Source organism: Streptomyces sp. SCA2-17 (genome assembly GCF_044336695.1).
The window spans coordinates 5,645,342-5,666,087 of sequence record NZ_CP117521.1 but is presented as its reverse complement, the minus strand read 5'-3'; the positions used below and the strand labels follow the sequence as shown (position 1 = coordinate 5,666,087).

Sequence of the window (20,746 nt, the reverse complement as noted above, 5' to 3'; positions counted from 1 at the left end):
CGCACAGCCGCCCGGCTGGGGTTACTAGCGGTTCGCCACGGCCTGTTTCACCAGCGTCCGCCCGAAGTCCCAGAGGAGACCGCCCCCGCCGTGGGCGTCGTCCATGACGGCCGTGAAGGCGTCCACGAAGCGGTCCACCTCGCGCTCCCCGATGATCAGCGGCGGGATCAGCTTGATCACTTCCAGGTGGTCGCCGGAGACCTGGGTGAGGATGCGGTGCTTCTGGAGCAGCGGCACGACGACCATCTGCGCGAAGAGGCCCTTGCGGGCCGCCTGGAGCATCGCCCAGCGGCTGCGCAGCCCCAGCGAGGACGGCTTGCCGAACTCGATGCCGATCATCAGGCCGCGGCCGCGGACGTCGTGCAGCAGCTCGTACTTGCCGGTGAGCGCCGCGAGCCGGGTGCGCAGCAGGTCGCCCGTGCGCCGGGCGTTCGCGACGACCTGCTCGTCCTCCAGGACCGAGAGCACCGCGAGCCCGGCCGCCATCGCCTGCGCGTTGGCGCCGAAGCTCGCGGAGTGCACGAGGACCCGGTCCATGGAGGAGAAGACCTTCTTGAAGATCCAGTCCTTGCCGAGGGTCGCGCCCACGGGCACGTAGCCGCCGGAGAGCGCCTTGGCCACGCACACCAGGTCCGGTTCGACGCCGGCCTCGTGCTGGTAGGCGAAGAAGTCGCCGGTGCGCCCGACGCCGGTCTGCACCTCGTCGGCGATGAGCAGCGCCTTGTGCCGGTGCAGCAGCTCCTGGGCGGCGCGCAGGTAGCCGGGGGGCGCTTCGTGGACGCCCTTGCCCTGGATGGGCTCGACGACGAGGGCCGCGACGTCGCCGCGGGCCAGCTCCCGCTCCAGCGCCGCGAGGTCGCCGAGCGGGACGGCGGTGTCGGGCAGCAGCGGCGCGAAGCCGTCGCGGAAGCCGGACTCGCCGTTGACGGAGAGCGAGCCGGTGGTCAGGCCGTGGAAGGCGTGGTCGCAGTAGAGGACCCGCGGCCTGCCGGTGGCGTACCGCGCGAACTTCAGGGCCGTCTCCACGGCCTCGGTGCCGCTGTTGCCGAAGAACACCCGGTCCAGGTGGGGGGCGTACGACAGCAGCTTCTCGGCGAGGAGGCCGGGCAGCGGCTGGCAGTCGAAGCGGGTGAGGTCGGCGAGCGAGGCGTCGAGGACGTCGTGCAGCGCCTTGCGGACCACGGGGTGGTGGCGGCCGACGCCCATCACCCCGAAGCCCGCGAGCATGTCGAGGTAGTCCTGCCCGTCGGCGTCCCAGAAGTAGGCGCCCTCGGCCCGCTCGTAGACCTTGTCGAAGCCGATGGTGTGCAGCATGCGCGGCAGCTGGTGGTTGAGGTGCCGGGCGTGCAGGTCGTACCGCTCGGCGCCGCGCTCGGCGAGGAGCCGGGTCAGGTCGAAGCCCTTGGCGCTCGCGGCGGGGGCACCGGCCGTACCGGCGGTGTCGGCTGTCATGCGTCGTCGTTCTCCTTGACGGCCGCGGGGACGCCCGCGGCTTTCGTACGGGCCGGGGCCGGGGCCTTCTTGCGGGCGGCCGGGGCGTTCCGGCGGGCGGGGGCCGGGGCGGCGCTGCGGACCGGGGCTTCGCCCCTGCCGGCCAGGGCCGCCTGACGGGCCAGCGCGGCGCTGATCCGGCCGGCGATCTCGGCGGGGGTGAGCCCGAGGTCCGCCAGGACCTCGCTGCGCTTGGCGTGCGGCAGGAACTGCTCGGGGATGCCGAAGGTGCGCAGCGGCACGTCGACATCGGCGTCGCGCAGCGCCTGCCCGACGGCCCAGCCGACGCCGCCGGTGCGGCTGTTGTCCTCGACGACCGCGACGAGGCGGTGGCGCGCGGCGAGCGGGGGCAGGGCGGGGTCGAGGGGCTTGACCCAGCGCGGGTCGACGACGGTGCAGGGGGTGCCGCGGGCGGCGAGGAGCGCGGCGGCCTCCAGGCACACCCCGGCCATGGTGCCGACGGCGACGAGCAGGACCTCCGCCTCGCCCTCACCGGGCCCGGGGCGGGCGATGACGTCCATGCCCCCGGCGCGGGCGAGGGCCGGGACGGGCTCGCCGACGTTCTCCTTCGGGAAGCGGATCACGGTGGGGGCGTCCTCGACCTCGACGGCCTCGCGGAGCTGGGCGCGCAGCTGGTCGGCGTCGCGCGGGGCGGCGATCCGCAGGCCGGGCACGACTTGCAGCACCGACATGTCCCACATGCCGTTGTGGCTGGGCCCGTCGGTGCCGGTGACGCCGGCCCGGTCCAGGACGAACGTCACGCCGCACTTGTGCAGGGCGACGTCCATGAGCACCTGGTCGAAGGCGCGGTTGAGGAACGTGGCGTAGACGGCGAAGACCGGGTGCAGGCCGCCGGTGGCCAGGCCGGCCGCGGAGACGGCGCCGTGCTGCTCGGCGATGCCGACGTCCCAGACCCGGTCGGGGTAGGCCTCGGCGAACTTCGTCAGGCCCACGGGGTGCAGCATGGCGGCCGTGATGGCGACCACGTCGGGCCGCTCGGCCCCGATGGCGAGCATCTCGTCGCCGAAGACCGAGGTCCAGGACCGGCCCGCAGAGGGGGCCAGCGGCAGGGACGTGAGCGGGTCGATCACGCCGACGGTGTGGAAGCGGTCCGCTTCGTCCTCCAGGGCGGGCTGGTAGCCGCGCCCCTTCTCCGTGCGGCAGTGGACGAGGACGGGGCCGTGGAAGCGCTTGGCCCGGCGCAGCGCCGACTCGACGGCGTCGATGTCGTGGCCGTCGATCGGGCCGAGGTACTTCAGGCCGAGGTCCTCGAACATGCCCTGCGGGGCGAACGCGTCCTTGAAGCCCTTCTTGGCGCCGTGCAGGGACTCGTACAGGGGCTTGCCGATCAGGGGCAGGCCCTGGACGGCGTCCTTGCCCCAGGACAGGGCGCGTTCGTAGCCGTCGGTGGTGCGGAGCGTGGCGAGGTGGTCGGCGAGGCCGCCGATGGTGGGGGCGTAGCTGCGCTCGTTGTCGTTGACGACGATGATCAGCTGCCGGTCCTTGGCGGCGGCTATGTTGTTGAGCGCCTCCCAGGCCATGCCGCCGGTCAGGGCCCCGTCGCCGATGACGGCGACGACGTGCCGGTTCCAGCGGCCGAGGACCTGGTTGGCCTTGGCGAGGCCGTCGGCCCAGCCGAGGACGGTGGAGGCGTGGCTGTTCTCGATGACGTCGTGCTCGGACTCCTCGCGCGAGGGGTAGCCGGACAGGCCGCCCTTGCCGCGCAGCTTGGAGAAGTCCTGGCGGCCGGTGAGCAGCTTGTGGACGTAGCTCTGGTGGCCGGTGTCCCACAGGATGCGGTCGGCCGGGGAGTCGAACGAGCGGTGCAGGGCGATGGTGAGCTCCACCACGCCCAGGTTGGGGCCGAGGTGGCCGCCGGTGCGGGCGACGGCGTGGATGAGGAAGTGGCGGATCTCCTCCGCCAGTTCGGTCAGCTCCTCGGCGTCCAGGGTCTTCAGGTCGCGCGGACTGCGGATGTTCTCGAGCAACGACACGCGGGCCCCCTCCTCGTCTTGCGGCCTGGGCCGGGGCGGCCGCTCGGTCGCTGTTCCTACGGTGGCGGGTCGCCGGTTCAGGCGACGGTGACGTGCGGTGCCCCGCCGGGGGCGCCGTCGGCCGCCATGACTTCGGCGATCTTCATTGCTTCCTCGATGAGGGTCTCCACGATCTTCGACTCCGGCACGGTCTTGATGACCTCGCCCTTGACGAAGATCTGGCCCTTGCCGTTGCCGGAGGCCACCCCCAGGTCGGCCTCACGCGCCTCGCCCGGACCGTTCACCACACAGCCCATCACCGCGACGCGCAGCGGCACCTCCATGCCCTCCAGGCCGGCACTGACCTGATCGGCGAGCTTGTACACGTCCACCTGCGCCCGGCCGCACGACGGGCACGAGACGATCTCCAGCCGGCGCTGCCGCAGCCCCAGGGACTCCAGGATCTGCATACCGACCTTGATCTCCTCCGCCGGCGGCGCCGACAGCGACACACGGATCGTGTCACCGATGCCCTCCGACAACAGCGCACCGAACGCCACCGCGGACTTGATCGTGCCCTGGAACGCCGGACCGGCCTCCGTCACACCCAAGTGCAGCGGATAGTCACACTGCGCCGCCAGCTGACGGTAGGCGTTGACCATCACCACCGGGTCGTTGTGCTTCACCGAGATCTTGATGTCCCGGAAGCCGTGCTCCTCGAAGAGCGACGCCTCCCACAGCGCCGACCCCACCAGCGCCTCAGGCGTCGCCTTCCCGTACTTCTGCAAAAGCCGCCGGTCCAGCGAGCCCGCGTTCACACCGATCCGGATCGGCGTGCCCGCGTCGGAGGCCGCCTTCGCGATCTCCTTCACCTTGTCATCGAACTGCTTGATGTTGCCCGGGTTGACCCGGACGGCGGCGCAGCCGGCGTCGATGGCGGCAAAGACGTACTTCGGCTGGAAGTGAATGTCCGCGATCACCGGGATCTGCGACTTCTTCGCGATCACCGGCAGCGCGTCCGCGTCGTCCTGCGAGGGGCAGGCCACCCGCACGATCTGGCAGCCGGAGGCGGTGAGCTCGGCGATCTGCTGAAGGGTGGCACCGATGTCGGCCGTGACCGTCGTGGTCATCGACTGCACCGAGACGGGCGCGTCGCCGCCCACGGCGACCGGCCCGACCTGGATGCGCCGCGAGGGGCGGCGCACCGCGAGCGGCCGGGCCGGCACGCCGGGGAGCCCGAGGGACACGGGTCCCGCGGAGGTGGCCACGGCCGTCAGCTCCGGTTCCCGGCGACGCTCTCGCGGGCCGCGCGGATCGACTCCTTCAGCGACCCCATGGTGGCGAGGACCGCCGTCGGCTCGTACCCGCAGTGGGCCATGCAGTTGTCACAGCGCGGGTCCTTGCCGCGCCCGTACTTGTCCCAGTCGGTCTCCTCGATGAGCTGGCGGTACGTGGGGACGTAGCCGTCGCTCATCAGATAGCACGGGCGCTGCCACCCGAAGAGGGAGTAGTTGGGGATCGCCCAGGCGGTGCAGGGGAAGTCGACCTTGCCCTCCAGGAAGTCCAGGAAGAGCGGGCTGTGGTTGAGCCGCCAGCGGGCCCGGTTCCCCCCGGAGAACGCCTTCTTGAAGAGCTCCCGGGTCTGCTCGACGCCCAGGAAGTGGTCCTGGTCGGGGGCCTTCTCGTAGGCATAGGCGGGCGAGATCATCATCTCGTCGACCTGGAGGTCGTCATTGAGGAAGTTGAGCACCTCGATGATGGTCTGCGGGGTGTCGGTGTTGAAGAAAGTGGAGTTGGTGGTGACCCGGAAGCCGCGCCGCTTGGCCTCCTTGATCGCCGCCACCGCCTCGTCGAAGACGCCCTCCTTCGCGACGGACTCGTCGTGCCGCTCGCGCAGCCCGTCGATGTGCACCGCGAACGCGAAATAGGGGGACGGCGTGAACTTGTCCATCTTCTTGCGCAGGAGCATCGCGTTGGTGCAGAGGAAGACATACTTCCGCTTGGCCACCAGCTGCCGGACGATCTCATCGATCTGCGGGTGCATCAAGGGCTCGCCGCCCGCGATGGAGACCATCGGCGCCCCGGACTCCAGGACGGCGCCGACGGCCTGGGCCACCGGCATGCGCTGCTTGAGCACTCCGGCCGGATGCTGGATCTTCCCGCAGCCCTCGCACTTGAGATTGCAGGCGAAAAGCGGTTCCAGCTCGACGATCAGCGGGAACTTCTCGCGCTTCCTGAGCTTCTGTTCAAAAAGGTACGTTCCCACCCGGATGGACTGGCGGAGTGGCATGGCCATCTGGCTCACCTCCTGGGGAGCAGTAAAGAACGGTGCCATTCGATAAAAGCCGGGAGGACGGTGCGCAGAACCCGGAAAGCCGATATTCCACCGCGCAACGTCCCGATTCGGACGAGTTCATGTTCTGGAGCGTCCACGACCACCCGGACGGCCGCAACGGGGCGCGGCCCCGCGCGCACGGCGCTCCGGAGTGTGGCCGCGGACTCCATGTCCACCGCGAGCGCCCCTGCGGCGTGCAGGGCCGCCCGCTCCGCGCCGCGCACGACGTGGTCCGACCCGACGAGCGGGCCGGTGTGGATGACGCGCCGGGGCACGGCGCGCGCGAGCTCCTTGGCGAGCAGCTCGACGCCCGAGCACTCGGTGCGGCCCTCGCGGTCCCGGGTCTCGTCGGCGACGACCAGGTCGCCGGGGTGCATCCCCGGGGCCAGGCCGGCGCAGAAGCCCGTGGCGACGACGGCCGCCTCGCGCATCGCCGGCTCGCGCAGGGCCTCGGTGACGGCATGGTCCGCGGCCTGCGGCCCCATGCCGGTGCGCAGAACGGTCACGGGCCCGGCCGCCTCGCCGGGGCCGCCCCCGCGCAGCGCCAGGCGCTCGATGCCGAGCGCGCAGGCGACCAGCAGCGGTGGGGGGCCGGAGCTGCCCGTGCCGTACGTCATCACGCCTCCAGGCGGTCGGGGGTGAACAGCTCCCCGTGCACGTAGCGGCCCAGGGCCGTGAGGGGGAAGACCTGGCGGTAGAGGTGGTAGTTGATGGAGAAGTCCCAGGGGAAGCCCGTACCGGTGAAGTGCGGTTCGTCCCAGGAGCCGTCCGCGCGCTGGGTGTCCACCAGCCAGGTCACGCCCCGCTCGACGGCCTTGCCCTCGCGCTCGCCGGCGGCGAGCAGGGCCATCAGCGCCCACGCCGTCTGGGAGGCGGTGGAGTCGCCGCGCGCGATCCACTCGGGGTCGCGGTACGAGCGCAGGTCCTCGCCCCAGCCGCCGTCGTCGTTCTGCACGCTCTCCAGCCAGCGCACGGCCCGGCGGAGGGCCGGGTGCGAGGCGGGGATGCCGGCCGCGACGAGTGCGGGGACCGCCGAGCCCGTGCCGTAGACGTAGTTGACGCCCCAGCGGCCGAACCAGGCGCCGCTCTCCTCCTGCTCCCCCAGCAGCCATTGGACTCCGCGCTGCGTGCGCGGGTCGTGCCGCTCGCCGAGGAAGGCGAGCATCTCCACGACGTGCGCGGTGACGTCGGCGGACGGCGGGTCGACGACCTCGCCGAAGTCGCAGAACGGCAGCCGGTTGGGCAGCGTGCTGGTGTTGTCGGCGTCGAAGGCGCCCCAGGCGCCGTTCTTCGACTGCATGCCCAGGTTCCAGCGGGCGGCCCGCCGGACGGCCGTCTCGACGCGCGCCGGGTCGGGGTGGCGGACCCGCTTGAGGGCCAGCACGACCTCGGCCGTGTCGTCGATGTCGGGGTAGGTGTCGTTGTGGAACTCGAAGGCCCAGCCGCCCGGGGTCAGCCCGGGGCGGCGCACCGCCCAGTCGCCGGTGCGGTCGATCTGCTCGGCCAGCATCCAGTCGGCGGCCTTGACGAGCGCCGGGTGGTCGGGCGCCACGCCGGCGTCCGCGAGGGCGATGGTCGCCAGGCACGTGTCCCACACCGGGGACTGGCACGCCTCGATCATGCGGCTGCCGTCCTCGCGCCACACGGCGAAACGGTCCAGCGACTTCAGGCCCTCGCGCAGCACGGGGTGGTCCAGGTCGTAGCCGAGGAGGTGCAGGGCGATGATCGAGTAGACGGCGGGGGGCTGGATGCCGCCCCAGCAGCCGTCGTTCTCCTGGCGCTCGATGATCCAGCGGGCGGCCGTGTCGAGCGCGAGGCGGCGCAGGCGGCGCAGCGGGAACCGGCGGTAGTGGTGCAGGGCCTTGTCGAGGCGCTGGAAGGCGCCGTCCCAGCTGGCGGCCGGGGCGAGCGGGCGCGGCGGGTTCGGCCGGGCCGGGTCGGTGTGCAGCTCGTCCAGGGCGAACGGGGCGGGGCGCACGGGGCGCTTCGCGGAGACCACGGTGAGCGGCACGATGGTCTGCCGGGCCCACTGGCCGAAGTCGTAGAGGTTCAAGGGGAACCACTTCGGCAGGAACATGATCTCGGGGGGCAGTTCGGGGAGGTCCTCCCACCGCCACCAGCCGAAGAGGGCGAGCCAGATGCGGGTGAAGACCCGGGCGGCGGCGATGCCGCCCTGCTCGCGGATCCACGCCGAGGCGGCGGCCATGTGCGGGGCGTCGGGGGCGTCGCCGGCGAGCCGCAGGGCGACGTAGGCCTCGATGGTGGTGGAGAGCTCGCCGGGCCCGCCGAGGAAGGTGGCCCAGGTGCCGTCCGGGCGCTGCTCGGAGCGGATGTGCAGGGCGGCGGCGCGGGTGGTCTCCTCGTCCTGCACGCCCAGGAACTGACGGAGCAGCAGGTCTTCGGCGTCCATGGTGACGTTGGTCTCCAGGTCGCCCTTCCACCAGCCCTGCTCGTCCTGGCGGGAGAGAAGGTGTTCGGCCGCGCGGGCCGTGGCCCGCTCTGCGGCGGCGAGGACGCCGGGCGCCTCGCCCTCCGGGAGCGGGGGCTGTGCTGTGGTGGTCCGTGCGGTGGTGCGCTGTGCTGTGGTGCTGTCGGTGGCCGCGGCAGCGCGGGGCGGCAGGGCCCCGGTGCTTCCGTCGGTCGTCGCTGTCATGGTTTCCCCTTTTTTGCAGTGAGCTTCCTTCTCTGCCTTCCTGGGGGCTCCGTCGGCCGGCGCCGCAACACTGGCGCCGGCCGGCGACCGCGATCCGTTAGATCGGGTGAATGGGAATCATCTCTTTCGTACGACGACGAAGTCGGCGAGCGCCACCAGTTGGGCTCGGACTTCTGCGGGCATGTCAACTCGGTCGAGGGCTTCGATCGCGGTCGCGTGCTGGCGGCGGGCCTCCTGGGAGGTCCACTCCCGGCCGCCCGCCTCTTCGATCAACGCCGCGCGGCTGGCGAATTCTTCCTCGTCGAAGTCGGCGAGCTGGGCGTCGCTGAGCTTCGCGTCGGCCGCGAGGATCCCCGCGAGCCGCTCGGAGGCCTCCCCGCCCGCGGCGAGAGCGGCGACGACCGGCAGCGACTTCTTGCGCTGGCGGAGGTCGCTCCAGGTCTGCTTGCCGGTGGCCTCCGGGTCGCCCCAGATGCCGAGCAGGTCGTCCACCGCCTGGAAAGCCAGGCCGAGGTGGTAGCCGTAGGCCTCCAGGATGTCGGCCGTGCGGTCGTCGGCGCCGCCGAGGACCGCGCCGATGGAGACGGCGCAGGCGAGCAGGGCGCCGGTCTTGTTGCCCTCCATCTCCAGGCACTCCTCGACGGTGACCCGCTCGCGGTGCTCGTAGGAGATGTCCTGGGCCTGGCCGTCGATCAGCTTGCGGGTGGCGGTGGTCAGCCGCCGGGTGGCACGGCCGGCCTCGACGGTGCCGAGCTCCAGCAGGATCTCGTTGGCGAGCGCGAAGAGGGCGTCGCCGACGAGGATGGCCTGCTCGGGCCCGTACACCTTCCACACGGTGTCGCGGTGGCGGCGCTGCTCGTCGCCGTCCATCAGGTCGTCGTGCAGGAGCGAGAAGTTGTGCACGAGCTCGACGGCCACGGCGCCGGGGATCCCCACCTCGGGAGCGCGGCCGGCGGCCTCGGCCGAGAGCAGGGCGAGCGCGGGCCGGACGGCCTTGCCGCTGTCGCCGTGGGCCGGCCGCCCCTCGGCGTCGATCCAGCCGAAGTGGTAGGCGGCGACGGTGTCCATGGGCGGCGCGAGCCGTTCCACGGCGGCACGCAGCACGGGCGTGGCAAGCGTCCGTCCCCGCTCCAGCATGGCGTTGACGCCCGCGGTGTCGACAGCTGGGATCGCCGAAGTCACGGTCTCTCCTCTGGTGGTCGTGCTCGTGCGCGGCCCGGTCCGGGCACGCGACGCTTCATGGCTCGCCTCGGTCATACCGCCTCCCGCAGGGGGCTCACGTGCGGTCGGCCGAGCTCGGAGAGTGCCGCGCCGGCGGCGTGGACACCGCTGCGCACCGCGCCCTCCATGGTCGCGGGCCAGCCGGTGGCGGTCCACGCGCCGGCCAGGTACAGGCCGGGCGTGTTCGTGCGGGCGGTCGGCCGGAACCGGCCGACGCCCGGGGTGGGGGCGAACGTCGCTGTCCGCTCCCGGGTCACGAAGAAGTCCCGTACGCCGGCGCCGCGGGCGGCGGGCAACAGCCGTTCCAGCTCGGGAAGATAGCGGGCGCGCAGCTCGGCGACGGGCCGCTCGATGTCGTCCTGCGCGGCGGACTGGGAGACGGCCAGGTACTGCCCGCCCTCTCCCTTGGCGGCGAGCCCCGACGACTCGGTGCGGTCGAAGACCCACTGCACGGGCGAGCCCAGCGCGGCGAAGAACGGCTGCCGCAGGACCTTGCGGTCGTAGACGACGTGGAGGTTGAGGATCGGGGCGGTGCCGATCTCCAGCAGCCGGCCCGGCTCGTCGAGGGCGCCGTCGGGCAGCAGGCCGTGGGTCTCGCGCTGCGGCACGGCGAGCACGACCGTGTCGGCCGTGAGCTGCTCGGCGGTGCCGGGGCCGGTCTCGGCGCCGACCTGCCAGGTGCCGTCGGCGGCGCGGGCGATGCCGGTGGCGCGGGTGCGCAGCAGGGTGCGGACGCCGGCCGCCTCGAGGGCAGCGCGGGCGCGGGTGTCGTGCAGCTCGCCGAGGGGGACGTGGGCCCAGCCGATGTCGGCGGCGCCGGGGTCGGTGAGCAGGGCGGTCTTGAAGACCATGGTGGCGAGGCCGAGCGAGGACTCGCCGGCGGTGGCGTTGAGGGTGGCCACGCCGATCAGGTCCCACAGGGCCTCGACGGCGCGGGCGGACTGGCCCTTGCGGCGCAGCCAGCCGCCGAAGTCCGTGCCGTCGAGCGCGGGGTCCTGCGGGTCGAGGCCGCGCAGGGCCAGGGCGGCCCGGCCGACCGCGGCGCGCTCGGCGAGCGAGAGGTGCGGGTACGTGGCGAGGCTCTTGGCCAGGTGCAGCGGGACGGGGAGGGCGGTGCGGCGCAGCCGGCCCAGGCGGGGCTTGCCGGAGGGGTGGCCGACGTCGAGGACGGGCACGTCGAGGCGGTCCTGCAAGGGGGCGAGGTGCAGGGCGTCGATCCGGTCGAGGAAGGAGCTGTAGGCGGTGCAGCAGCGCAGGTAGACGTGCTGGCCGTTGTCGATGGTGAGGTCGCCGCGGCGGAAGGAGAAGGCGAGGCCGCCGAGCCGGGGCCGGCCCTCCAGGAGGGTGACGCGCACTCCGGCGTCGGCGAGCTCCAGCGCGGCCGTGATGCCCGCGAGGCCGCCGCCGACGACGACCGCGCGGGCGGGCGCGGCGCCGTCCCCGTCATCGGGGCCGCGGCCGGGCCCGGTTGTCGTGGCTGTCATGTGCCCACCCCTTCGGCTGCTGTCAGGGACGTGTCCGCAGGGCGGAGGGTTGCGCGCCGGATGACGGCCCGGATCAGGGGCATCAAGCGCGCCCCCCGGCGGTCCGCCGGTGGACGCTGCGGGCGTCGAGGCCGGACAGGCCGCGCACGGCGACGTAGACCTTCTCCCGGCCGGGCAGGGAGACCCGGCCGCGCAGGACCGCCTCGGGGTCCTCGGCGATCCGGTCGAGCAGCCGGCGGTAGATGCCGGCCATGGCGGCGACGCAGGCGCCGCTGCGGCGGTCGAGCATGGGCAGCAGCCGGGTGCCCTCGGCGAACAGGGCGCGGGCGCGCCGGACCTCGAAGTGGACGAGGCCGGTGAAGTCGGCGCCGGCCGGGGGGCGGGCGGAGTGGAAGCCCTCGGCGCAGCCGAACTTCGCGAGGTCGTCGGAGGGCAGGTAGGTGCGGCCGTTGGCGGCGTCCTCGCGGACGTCGCGCAGGATGTTGGTGAGCTGGAGCGCCAGGCCGAGGGTATCGGCGTATTCGGCGGCGCGCGCGGCGTCCCGCGCGCCGGGCACGGTGCCGAACACGCCGAGGGAGAGGCGGCCGATGGCGCCCGCGACGCAGCGGCAGTACACCGCGAGGTCGTCCCACGTCTCGTACGACTGGCCGCGCACGTCCATCTGGACGCCGTCGATGAGTTCGTCCAGCCCGCCGAGCGGGATGGGGAAGCGGCGCGCGGCATGGCTGAGCGCGACGGCCACCGGGTCGGTGTCGTCCTCGGCGATGCGGCCCTCCCTTATGCGGGTGAGCAGCTCGCGCGTCTCCTCCAGGCGGCGGTGCTTGGCGTCGGCGTCCAGCGGCCCGTCGCCGATGTCGTCGACGCGGCGCGAGAAGGCGTAGAGCGCCGACATGGCGCGCCGCTTCGCGGTCGGCAGGAGCCGGATGCCGTAGCTGAAGTTACCGGCCTGCTGGCCGGTGACCGCCTCGCAGTAGCTGTACGCGGCGAGCACCGGTGCGGACGCGTCGGGGGTTCCGTTCACGGTCCTGCTCACCCCTCTCTTCGCAGTGTCGCTCCCACCTCGCGCAGCAGGCTGAGCTTGGTGGGCTTGGGCGGTCCGGGCAGTACGTCGTGTCCTGCGGCGGCGACCGCACGGAGCGCGGCCCTCCCCCCGCCCACGAACCCCGCGAGCAACAGCTTCAACCTGCCGTGGACGCTACCCACCAGGGGGGTGCCTTCATTCAGCAGTTCCCGGGCGCGTTCCCCTTCGTACGCGACCAGGGCACGCACCGATGCGCCGCTGACCGGGCGCGCGAGGTCGGACTCGGTGACGCGGAAGCGCTCCATGTCCTCGGCCGGGAGGTAGACGCGGTCGCGGCCGAGGTCCTCGGCGACGTCCTGCAGGTGTTCCACGATCTGCAACCCGGTGCAGACCGCGTCCGAGCGGCGGACCCGCTCGGGGCTGGAGGTGCCGGTGATGCCCAGGACGAGGCGGCCGACGGGGTTCGCGGACAGCTCGCAGTAGGCGAGCAGATCGTCGTACGTACCGTAGCGGCGGACCCGCTGGTCCTGCCGGTTGGCCTCGATGAGCCCCAGGAAGGGCTCCGGGGTCAGCCCGCAGCGGCGGACGGTCGGGCGCAGGCGGCGCAGCAGCGGGTGGCGCGGGCCGGTGCCGGAGGTGGTGAAGACGCGGTGCAGGTCGGCCTCGAAGGCGTCCAGCATCGCGAGCCGGGTCTCTTTCGTGTCGTCCGGGCCCGGCTCCAGGCCCAGCAGCTCGGCGTCCCGCCCGCCGGGGGCCAGGTCGCCGTCGCCGATGTCGTCGACGAGGCGGGCGTATCCGTAGACGGCCATCAGGTCGTCCCGCCAGGCGCGCGGCACGAAGAAGGGTGCCACGGGGAAGTTCTCGTGCGCGGCCTTGTCGAGCACGGCGCGCTCGTGCGCGTCCGTCCCCGCCGTCACAGCGGGCTGCCCGGACCGGGGACGGCGTGCACGCCTCGGATCCGGAGAGGCCCCGCAGCCAATACAGCCATTGCCGTCACATCTCCCGTTCTACACTGCCGACCCAGAACATCCTATTTCGGACACGCCGCAGGGTAGACACCCCCTTCGGCGCCCCCTGCTCCCCCTTCGGCACCTGCCGCCGGACCACATCCGGCGGCGCCTCCGGGACCTTCCCCGGAGTCGTGGATACACCGGTATCGCACGCTTCGCCGCAATTCAGCACGGTACAGCGTACGCCGCACACCTGTCCGACGCGCGACCGGGTAGGTGCTTGATCCATACAATGCCACGCGGGCAGCGAATCAACCCTGCCAATAAGCCAGTTGATCGTTACGGAACGGTCAAGGCCCCTGCCGGAGCGCACCGGCAGGGGCCCGTGGACGACCGGTCCGCGCCCGGCCCGCGCGGTACTAGCGGGCCGTCTCCTTCTCGTACGCCCGGACCACTTCCTCGGTCGGGCCGTCCATCAGCAGCTGCCCGTGCTCCAGCCACAGCACGCGGTCGCAGGTGTCCCGGATCGACCTGTTGTTGTGGCTGACGAGGAAGACCGTGCCCGCCTGCTTGCGCAGCTCGCGGATGCGGGCCTCGGAGCGCTTCTGGAAGGAGCGGTCACCGGTGGCCAGCGCCTCGTCGATCATCAGCACGTCGTGGTCCTTGGCCGCGGCGATGGAGAACCGCAGCCGGGCCGCCATGCCGGACGAGTAGGTCCGCATGGGCAGCGTGATGAAGTCGCCCTTCTCGTTGATGCCGGAGAAGTCGACGATCTCCTGGTAGCGCTCGCGGATCTGCTCGCGCGACATGCCCATGGCCAGACCGCCGAGCATCACGTTCTTCTCGCCCGTGAGGTCGTTCATCATGGCCGCGTTCACGCCGAGCAGCGAGGGCTGGCCGTCGGTGTAGACCTTGCCGCGCTCGGTGGGCAGCAGCCCGGCGATCGCCTTCAGCAGGGTGGACTTGCCGGAGCCGTTCGAGCCGATCAGGCCGATCGCCTCGCCGCGGTAGGCGGTGAAGCTCACACCCTTGACGGCGTGCACCTCGCGCACGCCCGCGCTCGGCTGACGCCGCACGAGCCGGTTGAGGGCGGCGGTCGCGCTGCCGCGGCCGGTGTTGCCGCCGTAGACGCGGTAGACGATGTGGACGTCGTCCGCGATCACGGTGGGCACGCGGGCGGCGTCCGCCGCGGGGGTCGGGTTCTGTTCAGCCACGGCCGTACTGCTCCTCAGCCTTCCAGAAGTACACGAAACCGCCGATGCCGACCACGAGCGACCAGCCGACCGCCAGCAGCCACACGTGCGGCGGCAGGTGGATCCGGCTGTGGTCGTCGATCAGGGACCAGCGCATCAGGTCGATGTAGACCGCGGCCGGATTGGCCCCGATGACATCGATGACCCACTTCGAGGCGTGCGCCTTCTCCAGCGCCTCGACCATGTTGTACATCACACCGGACGCGTACATCCACGTCCGCGTGATGAACGGCAGGAGCTGCGCCAGGTCGGGGGTCTTGCTGCCCGCCCGGGCCAGGATCATCGCCAGGCCGGTGTTGAAGAGGAACTGCAGCACCAGGACCGGGACGATCAGCGCCCAGGACATGGTCGGCATGTGGCCGAAGCCGAGCAGGAACAGGAACAGCACGCACATCGACAGCAGCAGCTGCTGGAGCTGCTGCATCGCGAAGGAGATCGGCAGCGCCGCCCGCGGGAAGTGCAGGGCGCGCACCAGCCCCAGGTTGCCCGCGATGGAGCGCACGCCGGCCATCGCCGAGCTCTGGGTGAAGGTGAAGACGAAGACGCCGGTCACCAGGAAGGGGATGTACGTACGGATCCCCATGCCCTTGGACTGCTGCATCAGCACGCCGAAGATCAGCAGGTAGACGCCGGCGTTCAGCAGCGGCGTCGCCACCTGCCAGACCTGGCCCAGCTTGGCCTGGCTGTACTGGGCCGTCATCTTCGCCCGGGAGAACGCGACGATGAAATGCCGCCGCGCCCACAGCTGCCGGGCGTAGTCCGCCAGCCCCGGGCGGGCCCCGCTCACCGCGAGGCCGTACTTCCTGGCCAGCTCGGCGGCGGGCATGCCGTCGTCGGGTGATGGCGGGGCACTCATGGCGACCGCACTGCCGTGCGTTGTCTCGCTCACAGTTGACACTTTCGTCCTCAAGGTGCGCTGCCGGGGGTTCGCCCCGGCCCGCGCCCGGTGCTCATAGACAAGAGCTTGTCAGATCACGGGAGGCCGACCCAGCCGGGTCAGGCGCCACACGGTACGCCACTTCATGGGGCGCCGTGGACCACAGGGCGTCGTCCAGCCCTCCTTGAAGCCCCCGAACCACGCCCGCAGCGCGGGCAGGGAGGGCCGCCGGAGCAGGGTCAGCAGCAGCCACACCCCGAGGTAGACCGGGACCAGGGGGGCCGGCAGGTTGCGCCGGGCGAGCCAGACCCGGTTGCGGGCGACCATCCGGTGGTAGACCGCGTGCCGGCTCGGGGCCGTCGTCGGGTGGTGCAGCACCATGTCCGCGCGGTAGTCGATCATCCAGCCCGCGTCGAGGGCCCGCCAGGCGAGGTCGGTCTCCTCGTGCGCGTAGAAGAACTCGTCCGGCAGCAGGCCGGCCTCGGCGAAGACCCGGGTGCGGACCGCGTTGGCGCCGCCCAGGAAGGTGGTCACCCGCGAGGAGCGCATCGGGTCGGAGGCGCGCAGCCGCGGCACGTGGCGGCGCTGGGTGACGCCCGTGTCGGGGTCCGCGATCCGGAAGCTGACGATGCCGAGCTTCGGGTCGGCGGCGAACGCCTGCCGGCACAGCTCGGCGGTGTCCTGGCCGGGCAGCAGGCCGTCGTCGTCCAGGAACAGCAGGATGTCGGCCTCGCGCCCGGCGGGCCCGAACGCCTCGATGCCCACGTTGCGCCCGGCCGGGATGCCGACGTTCTCCGACAGCTCGACGGTGCGCACGCTCAGGCCGGGGACGGCGATCGGCGGCAGCGGGGAGCCGTTGCCGACGACCACGACCTCGATCGGGTCGCCGTCCTGCTTGGCGACCGACTCCAGCAGGGCACGCAGCTCCGCGGGGCGGTTGCCCATGGTGAGGACAACCGCGCCGACCTTGGCAGCGGGAGCGGAGGGAGTGTTCATCGGAGCCTGCTCGACGCGAGGATGGACACCAGGTGCAGCACAGTCTGCAACACCGCGACGGCCGCGAGCAGGACCACCGCGACACGCGTGAACAGCAGGTCGCCGTGGACGGAGTCCGCGATGCCGGCCGCCAGGATCACCAGCGACGCCTCGACGCCGCCGACCAGGCGGTGGAACTTCAGGGCGGCCGCGGCCTTGCGGGCCAGGGCCATGCCCGAGGAGCGGGGCGTGGCCGCTGCCTCCTCGGCGGCCGCCATGCCGCTGCGGGCGCGGGCCACGTCGACCAGGTCCGTCTCCGCCTTGATCAGGATCGCGCCGAGCGCCGCCAGCGTGCCGAGGAAGGCCCACTGCCACTGCGTGGCCGCGCCGTCCCGGTGCAGGACGTCGGCCGCCCGGATGCCGAAGCCGACGAGCAGGGCGGCCTCGGAGAGGTAGTGCCCCACCCGGTCCAGGTAGACGCCGGTCGTGGAGGTGACCTTGCGCCAGCGCGCGAGCTCGCCGTCCACGCAGTCCAGCAGCAGGTACAGCTGGATGAGGAGCGCGCCCAGGATCGCCCCGGCCAGGCCCGGGATCACCAGGGCCGCGCCCGCGGCGATGCCGGCCAGGATCATCAGGCCCGTGTACTGGTTCGGCGTGAGCCGGGTGTTGAGCAGGACCCGCGTGCAGCGCAGGGAGACCTCGCGCATGTACAGGCGCCCGGCCCAGTGCTCGCCGCTGCGCCGGTCCTTGAGCCCGCCGGGGTGGACGACCGGGCGGAGTTCAGCTAGTGACGGTTTTGGCATAGTCGGCGTAAGCGTCCCTGATCTGGTCGGTGGAGAGGGCGAGGTGCTCCAGGATCGTGTAGCGCCCGGGGCGGGTCTGCGGGGCGTACTCCACCGCCGCGACGAACTCCTCGGCGCTGAAGCCGATCTCCTGCGGCAGCACGGGCAGGCCGTGCCGGCGCAGCACCTCGACCATCAGCGCGGATTCCTCGCGGGCGCCGCGCAGGTACATCGCGAAGGCCGCGCCGAGGCCGCACTGCTCGCCGTGGCTCGCCGCGCGCTTGGGGTAGAGCAGGTCGAAGGCGTGGTTGATCTCGTGGCAGGCGCCGGAGGCGGGGCGGCTGTCGCCGGCCACCGACATGGCGATGCCCGTCAGGACCAGGCCCTCGGCCAGCACCTGGAGGAAGCCGTCGTCGCCGACGCCGCCGGGGTGGCGCAGCACGGCCTCGCCGGCCTGCCGGGCCATGGCGGCGGCCAGGCCGTCGATGCCCTCGCCCGTCTCGCGGTGGGAGAGCTCCCAGTCCGCGACGGAGGAGATGTTGGAGATCGCGTCGCCGATGCCGGAGCGCACGAAGCGGACCGGGGCCTCGCGGATCACGTCGAGGTCGATCACGACGGCGATCGGGTTGGGCACGCCGTAGGAGCCGCGGCCCGCGTCGTTGTCGAGGGTCGCGACCGGCGAGCAGAGCCCGTCGTGCGAGAGGTTCGTCGCGACGGCGACCAGGGGCAGGCCGATGCGCGCGGCGGCGAACTTCGCACAGTCGATGATCTTGCCGCCGCCGAGGCCCACGACCGCGTCGTAGTGCCCCTTCTTCATGGCGTCGCCGAGCTTGATGGCGTCGTCCAGCGTGCCGCCGCCCACCTCGTACCAGGAGGCGCCGGGCAGCGCCGGGGCGAGCCGCTCGCGCAGCACCGCCCCGGAGCCGCCGCTGATGGCGATGGCCAGCTTGCCGGAGCTGGAGATCCGCTGATCGGCGAGGATCTTCGCCAGATCGTCCAGCGCTCCGGCCCGGATGTCGACGACGACCGGCGAGGGGATGAGCCTCGTCAGTACTGGCACGCGATCCCCCGGCCCTTGGCGAGGTCGTCGTGGTTGTCGATCTCGACCCACTTGACGTCGCCGATGGGCGCCACGTCGACCTTGAAGCCGCGGTTGACGAGCTCCTGGTAGCCGTCCTCGTAGTAGAGGTCGGGGTCGCGCTCGAACGTGACCTTGAGGGCGTCCGCCAGGTCGGCGGCGGCCTCGCCCTCGATCAGGGTGACGCCGATGTACTCGCCGGTGGCCTCGGCCGGGTCCATCAGCTTGGTGATCTTCTGGACGCCCTTGTCCGGGTCCACGACGACCTTCATCTCCTCGTCGGCGAGCTGCTTCACCGTGTCGAGGGCGAGGATGATCTTCTGGCCGTTGCCGCGGGCGGCGAGCAGGGTCTTCTCGACGGAGACCGGGTGCACGGTGTCGCCGTTGGCGAGGATCACGCCGTCCTTGAGGGCGTCACGGCCGCACCACAGGGAGTAGGCGTTGTTCCACTCCTCGGCCTTGTCGTTGTCGATCAGGGTGAGGCTCAGGCCGTACTTGGCCTCCAGGGCCTCCTTGCGGGCGTACACGGCCTCCTTGCGGTAGCCCACGATGATCGCGACCTCGGTCAGACCGATCTCGGCGAAGTTGGCCAGGGTGAGGTCGAGGATGGTGGTCTCACCGTCCACGGGCACCAGGGCCTTGGGCAGAGTGTCGGTGTAGGGACGCAGACGCCGTCCGGCGCCGGCGGCCAGCACGAGGCCGATCATGCGGGTTCTCCTGTTTCGTCGTGTACTGCGGGTGCCCCGGAGGACACCCAGAAGCGGATGCTCTCGCTGAGCACCACGAGGGCGATGGCGGCCGCGAGGACCGTCAGCGCGATGGTGAAACCTCGGCCGTGCCACAGGGCGGCCGCGATGGTGACCGCCAGGACCCGACCCTCGTGTCCGCCGATCGCCCGCACCAGCCAGTGCGGGGGCGCGCCGGTGCCGCCGCGGATGCGGTACACCGTGTCGTAGTGATGGTAGGCGACCGCGGCCACCAGGCCGAAAGCCGCCGGGAGGGCCCCCGGGGCGCCGGACTGCGCCGCCAGTCCCAGGACGATGCCGTACTCCGCGCCGCGGAAGACCGGCGGCACCAGCCAGTCGAGGGGACCCTTCAGGGGCTGGGCGACGGCGACGCCGGCGAGGATCGCGTAGACGGCCGCCTGGAGGACAGCGCGCCACGTGCCGCCGCTGCCGGCGACCAGCGGGCCCAGGAGCAGGCTGGCGGCGGCGAGGACGGCCCAGAAGGGAGCGCTGTAGGCGCGGCCGGGGACCGTGCTGCCGAGGGTGGCGGCCGCCGCCCGGGCGACCGGGCCGGAGTCGGCGAGGTCCGCCAGCGCCTGCGCGGCGCGGTCCGTCCTCTTGGCCTTACGGGTCAGGGAGCGCAGGACGCGGCCCGCGGTGGTGTAGCAGGCGGCGAAGGCGCAGCCGATCAGCAGAACGTAGAAGACGGTGCGGGGCGTGGTGAGCGCGGTGAGGACCGCGATCAGCGCCCAGCGCTCGCCGATGGGCAGCACGATCATGCGGCGGACCCAGACGGTCCAGCCGACGCTGTCGAGGCGGCCGGAGAGCGCGGCCGTCGGGCTCGTGTTGGCCGTGGCGTCGTGGTTCGCCTCGTTGAAGGCGAAGTCGACGACGTGCCGGCAGGTCATGAGGATCATCGCGCCGAGCGCGAGCGCCCATACGTCGTCGTGGCTGCCGTGGCCGCCGCCGCGGGACGCCCCGAGGGCCAGGCCCGCGTAGAAGGCGTACTCCTTGGCCCGGTCGAAGGTCGCGTCGAGCCAGGCGCCGAGCGTGGAGTACTGGAGCGAGTAGCGGGCGAGCTGGCCGTCGGTGCAGTCGAGCACGAAGGAGAACAGCAGCAGCACGCCGGCGGCGATGAAGCCGCCCCGGGTGCCGGTCGCCGCCGCGCCCGCCGCGATCAGCGCGGTCAGCAGGGACGCGGTGGTGACCTGGTTGGGGGTGAGGCCCCGGCGGGCGCACCAGCGGGCGAGGTAGCGCGAGTACGGGCTGATGCAGAAGGTGGTGAAGAACCCGTCGCGGGACTTCACGGCGCTGCGCAGCCGTACGGCTTCGTCGTCGACGGCCGCGGTCTCGGCGAGGGTCTTGGCGCGGGCCTCGTCGCCGTCGGGCACGGCCGCGACGAGGACGCCGAGGTCGGGCCGGTGCACGGCCACGCCGTCGGCTTCCAGGCGGGCGGCGAGGAGGCCGGGCAAGTTCCCGCCGTCGTCAGCGGCGGCCAGCGCGTGCGTCAGGGACGCGCGCGCCTCGGGCTGGACGGAGAGGGCGCCCTCGGTGGCGCCGGCCGGGAAGCGGGGGTCGGTCAGGGCGAGGCGCAGGGCGTGCACGTGGCCCACGAAGCGGTGGTCCACCACAGCAACCCGCTCCGAGGCCGGGACGGCGGCCAGCGCCCCGGCGGCGTCCGCTGCCACGCGGACGTCGAAGCCGAGGGACCGCAGGTCCTCCTCCAGGGAGGAGCCGGCGGGCGGCGGACCGGTGAGGATGGCGGTCGACAGACGAACTCACTCCTTGCGGCGGACATGGCCGCCCCTGGGGCCGCGGGACGCGGCGGGCGGCGTTCGCGCCGGAAGCCCCGGGCGGGGGCCGGCACGTCGGCAGAGGCTATCGGATCACCGGAAGACGCCGTTCACCGCCGGTACACCACCGGCAGG

17 protein-coding genes are annotated in these 20,746 nt (G+C 72.5%); all 17 read right to left on the bottom strand.

The features are described from left to right. Positions 1 to 24: 24 nt before the first annotated feature. Positions 25 to 1,452 (bottom strand): aspartate aminotransferase family protein, encoded by a 1,428-nt coding sequence (locus PS271_RS25450; protein WP_398384925.1) that lies wholly within the window; start codon positions 1,450 to 1,452, stop codon positions 25 to 27. Then, positions 1,449 to 3,485, bottom strand: coding sequence for a 1-deoxy-D-xylulose-5-phosphate synthase (dxs, locus tag PS271_RS25445; protein ID WP_398384923.1), 2,037 nt, complete (start codon positions 3,483 to 3,485; stop codon positions 1,449 to 1,451). Before dxs ends, PS271_RS25450 begins: the two co-directional genes overlap by 4 nt. A gap of 77 nt (positions 3,486 to 3,562) precedes the next feature. Next, positions 3,563 to 4,732, bottom strand: coding sequence for a flavodoxin-dependent (E)-4-hydroxy-3-methylbut-2-enyl-diphosphate synthase (ispG, locus tag PS271_RS25440; protein ID WP_398384921.1), 1,170 nt, complete (start codon positions 4,730 to 4,732; stop codon positions 3,563 to 3,565). Between the two features lie 5 nt (positions 4,733 to 4,737). Continuing rightward, complete coding sequence (hpnH, locus tag PS271_RS25435) at positions 4,738 to 5,760, bottom strand: adenosyl-hopene transferase HpnH (protein ID WP_030367668.1); 1,023 nt, start codon at positions 5,758 to 5,760, stop codon at positions 4,738 to 4,740. A 5-nt stretch (positions 5,761 to 5,765) separates the two neighbouring features. Further along, positions 5,766 to 6,416: a phosphorylase family protein gene (locus PS271_RS25430; RefSeq protein WP_398384920.1), complete on the bottom strand. Its 651-nt coding sequence runs from the start codon at positions 6,414 to 6,416 to the stop codon at positions 5,766 to 5,768. After that, positions 6,416 to 8,452 (bottom strand): squalene--hopene cyclase, encoded by a 2,037-nt coding sequence (gene shc / locus PS271_RS25425; RefSeq protein ID WP_398384918.1) that lies wholly within the window; start codon positions 8,450 to 8,452, stop codon positions 6,416 to 6,418. Before shc ends, PS271_RS25430 begins: the two co-directional genes overlap by 1 nt. 117 nt (positions 8,453 to 8,569) lie before the next feature. Beyond that, a complete protein-coding gene (locus PS271_RS25420) occupies positions 8,570 to 9,589 on the bottom strand; it encodes a polyprenyl synthetase family protein (protein ID WP_268829355.1) in 1,020 nt (339 codons plus the stop codon). 116 nt (positions 9,590 to 9,705) lie between these two features. Continuing rightward, complete coding sequence (gene hpnE, locus PS271_RS25415) at positions 9,706 to 11,157, bottom strand: hydroxysqualene dehydroxylase HpnE (protein ID WP_398384917.1); 1,452 nt, start codon at positions 11,155 to 11,157, stop codon at positions 9,706 to 9,708. An 82-nt stretch (positions 11,158 to 11,239) separates the two neighbouring features. After that, on the bottom strand, positions 11,240 to 12,190 hold the full coding sequence (hpnD, locus tag PS271_RS25410; RefSeq protein ID WP_398384915.1) for a presqualene diphosphate synthase HpnD: 951 nt from the start codon (positions 12,188 to 12,190) through the stop codon (positions 11,240 to 11,242). Beyond that, positions 12,187 to 13,062 carry a squalene synthase HpnC gene (gene hpnC, locus PS271_RS25405; RefSeq protein ID WP_398387054.1) on the bottom strand — a complete coding sequence of 292 codons (876 nt, stop codon included), beginning with the start codon at positions 13,060 to 13,062 and terminating at the stop codon, positions 12,187 to 12,189. Before hpnC ends, hpnD begins: the two co-directional genes overlap by 4 nt. A gap of 485 nt (positions 13,063 to 13,547) precedes the next feature. Continuing rightward, positions 13,548 to 14,342, bottom strand: a complete 795-nt coding sequence (locus PS271_RS25400; RefSeq protein ID WP_398384913.1) for an ABC transporter ATP-binding protein — start codon at positions 14,340 to 14,342, stop codon at positions 13,548 to 13,550. After that, positions 14,335 to 15,270 (bottom strand): ABC transporter permease, encoded by a 936-nt coding sequence (locus PS271_RS25395; RefSeq protein ID WP_398384912.1) that lies wholly within the window; start codon positions 15,268 to 15,270, stop codon positions 14,335 to 14,337. Before PS271_RS25395 ends, PS271_RS25400 begins: the two co-directional genes overlap by 8 nt. A gap of 78 nt (positions 15,271 to 15,348) precedes the next feature. Next, the gene (locus PS271_RS25390) at positions 15,349 to 16,254 is read right to left on the bottom strand and encodes a glycosyltransferase family 2 protein (protein ID WP_398384911.1); all 906 of its coding nucleotides are present in this window, start codon (positions 16,252 to 16,254) and stop codon (positions 15,349 to 15,351) included. Further along, complete coding sequence (locus PS271_RS25385) at positions 16,251 to 17,036, bottom strand: CDP-alcohol phosphatidyltransferase family protein (protein WP_398384910.1); 786 nt, start codon at positions 17,034 to 17,036, stop codon at positions 16,251 to 16,253. Before PS271_RS25385 ends, PS271_RS25390 begins: the two co-directional genes overlap by 4 nt. Further along, a complete protein-coding gene (locus tag PS271_RS25380) occupies positions 17,014 to 18,075 on the bottom strand; it encodes an iron-containing alcohol dehydrogenase family protein (RefSeq protein WP_398384908.1) in 1,062 nt (353 codons plus the stop codon). The genes PS271_RS25385 and PS271_RS25380 overlap by 23 nt, the downstream gene beginning before the upstream one ends. Then, complete coding sequence (locus PS271_RS25375; protein WP_398384906.1) at positions 18,063 to 18,800, bottom strand: phosphocholine cytidylyltransferase family protein; 738 nt, start codon at positions 18,798 to 18,800, stop codon at positions 18,063 to 18,065. Before PS271_RS25375 ends, PS271_RS25380 begins: the two co-directional genes overlap by 13 nt. Next, a complete protein-coding gene (locus PS271_RS25370; RefSeq protein ID WP_398387052.1) occupies positions 18,797 to 20,590 on the bottom strand; it encodes a DUF5941 domain-containing protein in 1,794 nt (597 codons plus the stop codon). Before PS271_RS25370 ends, PS271_RS25375 begins: the two co-directional genes overlap by 4 nt. Positions 20,591 to 20,746: the final 156 nt, after the last annotated feature.

Coding starts and splice junctions, on each gene's coding strand:
- PS271_RS25450 (WP_398384925.1), bottom strand. CDS start 1,452: ATGACAGCCGACACCGCCGGTACGGCCGGTGCCCCCGCCGCGAGCGCC.
- hpnH (WP_030367668.1), bottom strand. CDS start 5,760: ATGGCCATGCCACTCCGCCAGTCCATCCGGGTGGGAACGTACCTTTTT.
- PS271_RS25430 (WP_398384920.1), bottom strand. CDS start 6,416: ATGACGTACGGCACGGGCAGCTCCGGCCCCCCACCGCTGCTGGTCGCC.
- shc (WP_398384918.1), bottom strand. CDS start 8,452: ATGACAGCGACGACCGACGGAAGCACCGGGGCCCTGCCGCCCCGCGCT.
- PS271_RS25420 (WP_268829355.1), bottom strand. CDS start 9,589: ATGCTGGAGCGGGGACGGACGCTTGCCACGCCCGTGCTGCGTGCCGCC.
- hpnE (WP_398384917.1), bottom strand. CDS start 11,157: ATGACAGCCACGACAACCGGGCCCGGCCGCGGCCCCGATGACGGGGAC.
- PS271_RS25390 (WP_398384911.1), bottom strand. CDS start 16,254: ATGAACACTCCCTCCGCTCCCGCTGCCAAGGTCGGCGCGGTTGTCCTC.
- PS271_RS25385 (WP_398384910.1), bottom strand. CDS start 17,036: ATGCCAAAACCGTCACTAGCTGAACTCCGCCCGGTCGTCCACCCCGGC.
- PS271_RS25375 (WP_398384906.1), bottom strand. CDS start 18,800: ATGATCGGCCTCGTGCTGGCCGCCGGCGCCGGACGGCGTCTGCGTCCC.